We start from the raw sequence: 4121 nt of genomic DNA, 5'->3' as shown, positions 1-4121 counted from the left end.
AAAAACTATTTTTTTATTACAACAGATTTAACGCTTATCTATATTTTAATCTAACATATAAACTTCACTCTAAAAAAGGCCGAATCATACGATTCGACCTCATTTATATTTATAAAGTAAAGTAATATCTTTACTATTATTCACTATATAACAATAATACTATTTTTTTCTTATAGCACTTAGAAAGATGTTAAGAATGTTAGTGTACCTAAAATAACGCCTGCAAGGTTTGGTACGATTAAAATATAATCACGTTTAGGTGATTTTGTCCAACCATATAATACCCAGATCAAACAGGATACTGCTGCAAATAATGGTTGCCATGGTTGACTAGGTTGACCATGAAGATTAGCAATTATTTGTGGGATATAGGCTAAAAATACAAATACACCAATAAATGCACCAATAGAACCAACTAACATGTTAAATCTTTCTTTTGTCATAGATGACCTCCTTATTCAACATTACATTATTATATCTTATACAATATACTATATCATATTTTTTTCGATGTAGTCAATTGTGTAAAATTAATCATGCAAATTAGTTTAATTCATATTGCTTTTGATTACACTTATATGTAATCTATATTAAAATCATATAGGCTAAAATCATAAAAAACGAGGCCGAATCTTACGATTCGACCTCGTATGTGCTTTATAGTAGAGTAACCTATCCCCTATTATTTACCAGGGAAGAATGGCCATACCATTGGAATGATAATTAAGCTTACTACGAAGCAAACTAAAATCAATGGAACGCCGGCTTTTACATAGTCTGTAAATTTGTATTGACCAGGGCCAAGTACTAATGTATTTGGAGGTGTACCTACAGGTGTACCGAATGCACAAGATGCAGCAACGCCGATAGCCATCAATACAGCATGAGGGTCAGCGCCCATACCTTGAGCAATGGAGATACCGATAGGAGCCAACAATGCACAAGATGCTGTGTTAGACATAAATTGAGTCATAACACAAGACAATGCGAATAATACTGCTGTTGCAAAGTAAGGGCTAGGGTCAGAACCCATAACACCGATTACTGCATTAGCAATCATTTTACCTGCACCAGATTGGTCAAGTGCAGTTGCTACTGGCATCATACCAGCAAATAAGAAGATTGTTACCCAGTCAATAGATGTGTAAGCTTGTTTTTCGTTCAAGCAACCAGTTAATACGCAAAGCATTGCGCCAATAACTGCAACCATGCTCAATGGTAAGTTGATACCATAACCTTTTAGGAAGTCACCTAAAATCATAGCAATGATTACACCTAAAAGAATAAGACCAGAGTATAATTGTTTCTTAGGATCGTTAGAAATATCTTCAGCAGCTACTTCTTGTTCAACGTCGCCAGCATCTTGAATTTCATGTTTAGGCAATAAATGTTTACCAATAAGCATCATGAATGCGATTGTGGCGATAGTCAAAGGAATACCGATCCAAGCAAATTCGAAGAAACCAAATGGTTGTTCACCAAATTTAGTTAATGTACCACTTACAATAATGTTTGGAGGTGTACCAACCATTGTAATGATACCACCAATACCTGCAGCGAATGCTAAAGGCATCAATTGGCGAGATGCAGGAATCTTAGCAACAGCACAGATACCAACAACTACAGGAAGTAAAGCAGCTGTAGTACCAGTGTTAGATAAGAATGCGGACATAGTTGCTGTAACAACCATGATTGCTAGCATTAAGCCATTTTCGCTAGTACCAGCATGAGATACTACTGTTTCCCCAATTTTTTGAGCCAAACCAGTGTAGAACAATGCTGCACCAACAACGAACATGCCAGCAAACAACACAACTGTACTATCAGATAAACCAGAGAATACAACCTTAGGAGTAATAATACCCATAAGGCCAAGTGTAATAGCGCCGCCTAAAGAAGTAATAGCTAAAGGAATAATTTCCGTAACAAATAAAACAGCCATGACTGCGAGGACGATTAAGGTTTGTTCTGCAGTACCCATACATCATCATCTCCCTTCAGAGAAATGCACTGATATAGTTATAAGAGGTATAAAATATAACCTACGATACCAATGGCGGAAGCCATCAAAAAAGTAATCCCATATCCCTCTCTTGTTTTAGGATACCCAAAGAATAAGGTTTCACCTAAAAATCCTCGGCGATTAAACCAAGTATATTTAGTTCTGCGTTGAAACCATTTAGCTTTGCCTTCAACACCGATAATCAGTGCCGTAATAAAAAATACAATAAATGCCCAGATAAAACAAATCAGTATTTTTAATTCTACAGATAACAAGTGACCACCTCTACTAAATTTAAAGCACTAGAAGGTTATTGTGTGAATGCTTGTATCACCTAATGACCGATCTGAAAAGCATTTATTGCAAATATACCCTATTTATGCATGAATACATAGATTTGAAGGGTTTTTATATTCACCAATAGGTGTACCTAATTAGGCACACCTTGGTGAATAATTATTAAATTACTAGTGGCTGGACAACATAGCAAGCATTGTACCTGCTGCTACTGCTGTACCGATAACGCCAGCTACGTTTGGACCCATAGCATGCATGAGCAAGAAGTTAGCTGGGTTAGCTTTCGCACCTACTACTTGAGATACGCGAGCTGCCATTGGAACTGCGGATACACCAGCAGAACCAATAAGTGGATTTGTTTTACCACCATCTACTAAGCTCATCAATTTACCGAATAATACGCCACCAGCAGTACCACCGATGAATGCAACCAAACCTAAGCAAATGATAAGGAGTGTTTGCACGCTTAAGAAGTGTTCCGCACTCATTGTTAAACCAGTACCAGTTGCTAAGAAGATAGTAACAGTATTGATCAACGCATTTTGAGATGTATCAGACAAACGTTCAGTTACGCCAGATTCACGGAACAAGTTACCTAACATCAACATACCTAAAAGGGATGTAATGGAAGGAAGCAATAAGGAAATGAAGATCGTAGAAATAATTGGGAATACGATTTTTTCAAAACGTGTAACTTCACGCAATTGTTCCATAACAATTTCGCGTTCTTTTTGCGTAGTGAATAATTTCATTACAGGTGGTTGAATCAACGGTACCAAGGACATATAGGAATATGCGGCAACCGCGATAGCACCTAATAAATGAGGAGCTAGCTTAGTAGCTAAGTAAATGGATGTAGGGCCGTCAGCACCACCGATGATACCGATAGCAGCTGCTTCTTGAGCTGTGAAGCCAAGCATCATTGCGCCACCTAAAGCAACGAATACGCCGATTTGAGCAGCAGCACCTAAAAGCAATGTTTTAGGATTAGCAATGAGTGGACCAAAGTCAGTCATTGCACCTACACCAAGGAAAATTAAAGGTGGGAAGATTTCTTGGGAGATACCTGCGCTAATAAGTGCCATAACGCCTTCTTCGAAACCATTACGAGGAATATTAGCAAGTACACAACCAAACGCAATCGGACCCAACAATAAAGGTTCAAACTCTTTAGCAAATGCCAAGTACAATAGGATCAAACCTACAAGAATCATAATAGCATTGCCTGTTGTAAATGCGAGGAACCCGCTATCTGTAATAACGGATTGAATCGCAACAGCAAAAGCCTCCATATGCGTTCCCCTTTCACAAATATAAAATTGTTATATGACGCGGCTCAGCCGCGCCACACACAACTTGGTATTAACCAAGAACAACCATGTCGTCGCCAGTGGATACAGTTTGGTTAGCTGCTACGCGAACTTCAGAAACTACAGCATCATGAGGAGCTGCGATTTCGTTTTGCATTTTCATAGCTTCAAGGATCAACAAAGTTTCGCCTTTTTTAACTGCTTGACCAGCGGATACTGCTACAGATAAGATTTTACCAGGCATTGGAGCTTTTACAGTTTCAGCACCTGCTGGAACTGGAGCTGCTGCAGCTGGAGCTGGAGCTGGAGCTGGTGCAGGAGCTGCTTTAGGAGCTGCTGCTGGAGCTGCTTTAGGAGCTGCTGCAGGAGCTGCACCTTTTACTTCATTAACTTCTACATCATATGCTGTACCATTTACTGTAACGTTGAATTTTTTCATCTTAAATTCCTCCAAAATGTGTATATCTACACAATACTTAAATTTCATTTACACATATAGTTCTGATAATCCT

Annotated in this window: 5 protein-coding genes; all 5 read right to left on the bottom strand. The window is 38.4% G+C overall.

Features of this window, described 5'->3' with window-relative positions; genetic code table 11:
• Positions 1 to 179: 179 nt before the first annotated feature.
• The 5 genes from QZ548_RS08275 to QZ548_RS08255 all read right to left on the bottom strand — a co-directional run bounded on the left by QZ548_RS08275 (position 180) and on the right by QZ548_RS08255 (position 4048).
• Entirely contained in the window at positions 180 to 443 is a 264-nt protein-coding gene (locus tag QZ548_RS08275) for a SemiSWEET family transporter (protein WP_004696474.1), read from the bottom strand.
• Between the two features lie 239 nt (positions 444 to 682).
• Entirely contained in the window at positions 683 to 1981 is a 1299-nt protein-coding gene (locus tag QZ548_RS08270; protein WP_105089439.1) for an SLC13 family permease, read from the bottom strand.
• Between the two features lie 38 nt (positions 1982 to 2019).
• Positions 2020 to 2277 carry a hypothetical protein gene (locus QZ548_RS08265; protein WP_005377387.1) on the bottom strand — a complete coding sequence of 86 codons (258 nt, stop codon included), beginning with the start codon at positions 2275 to 2277 and terminating at the stop codon, positions 2020 to 2022.
• A gap of 192 nt (positions 2278 to 2469) precedes the next feature.
• Entirely contained in the window at positions 2470 to 3591 is a 1122-nt protein-coding gene (locus QZ548_RS08260) for a sodium ion-translocating decarboxylase subunit beta (protein ID WP_295869631.1), read from the bottom strand.
• 70 nt (positions 3592 to 3661) lie between these two features.
• Positions 3662 to 4048 carry a biotin/lipoyl-containing protein gene (locus tag QZ548_RS08255; protein WP_295869630.1) on the bottom strand — a complete coding sequence of 129 codons (387 nt, stop codon included), beginning with the start codon at positions 4046 to 4048 and terminating at the stop codon, positions 3662 to 3664.
• Positions 4049 to 4121: the final 73 nt, after the last annotated feature.

This window comes from uncultured Veillonella sp. (assembly GCF_915069625.1).
Classification (GTDB): Bacteria; Bacillota; Negativicutes; order Veillonellales; family Veillonellaceae; genus Veillonella.
This window is presented reverse-complemented; position numbering and strand designations above follow the sequence as displayed.

What these genes read in the sequence shown, in the direction of transcription:
- QZ548_RS08275 (WP_004696474.1), bottom strand. Translation starts at nt 443, where the DNA reads ATGACAAAAGAAAGATTTAACATGTTAGTTGGTTCTATTGGTGCATTT.
- QZ548_RS08270 (WP_105089439.1), bottom strand. Translation starts at nt 1,981, where the DNA reads ATGGGTACTGCAGAACAAACCTTAATCGTCCTCGCAGTCATGGCTGTT.
- QZ548_RS08260 (WP_295869631.1), bottom strand. Translation starts at nt 3,591, where the DNA reads ATGGAGGCTTTTGCTGTTGCGATTCAATCCGTTATTACAGATAGCGGG.
- QZ548_RS08255 (WP_295869630.1), bottom strand. Translation starts at nt 4,048, where the DNA reads ATGAAAAAATTCAACGTTACAGTAAATGGTACAGCATATGATGTAGAA.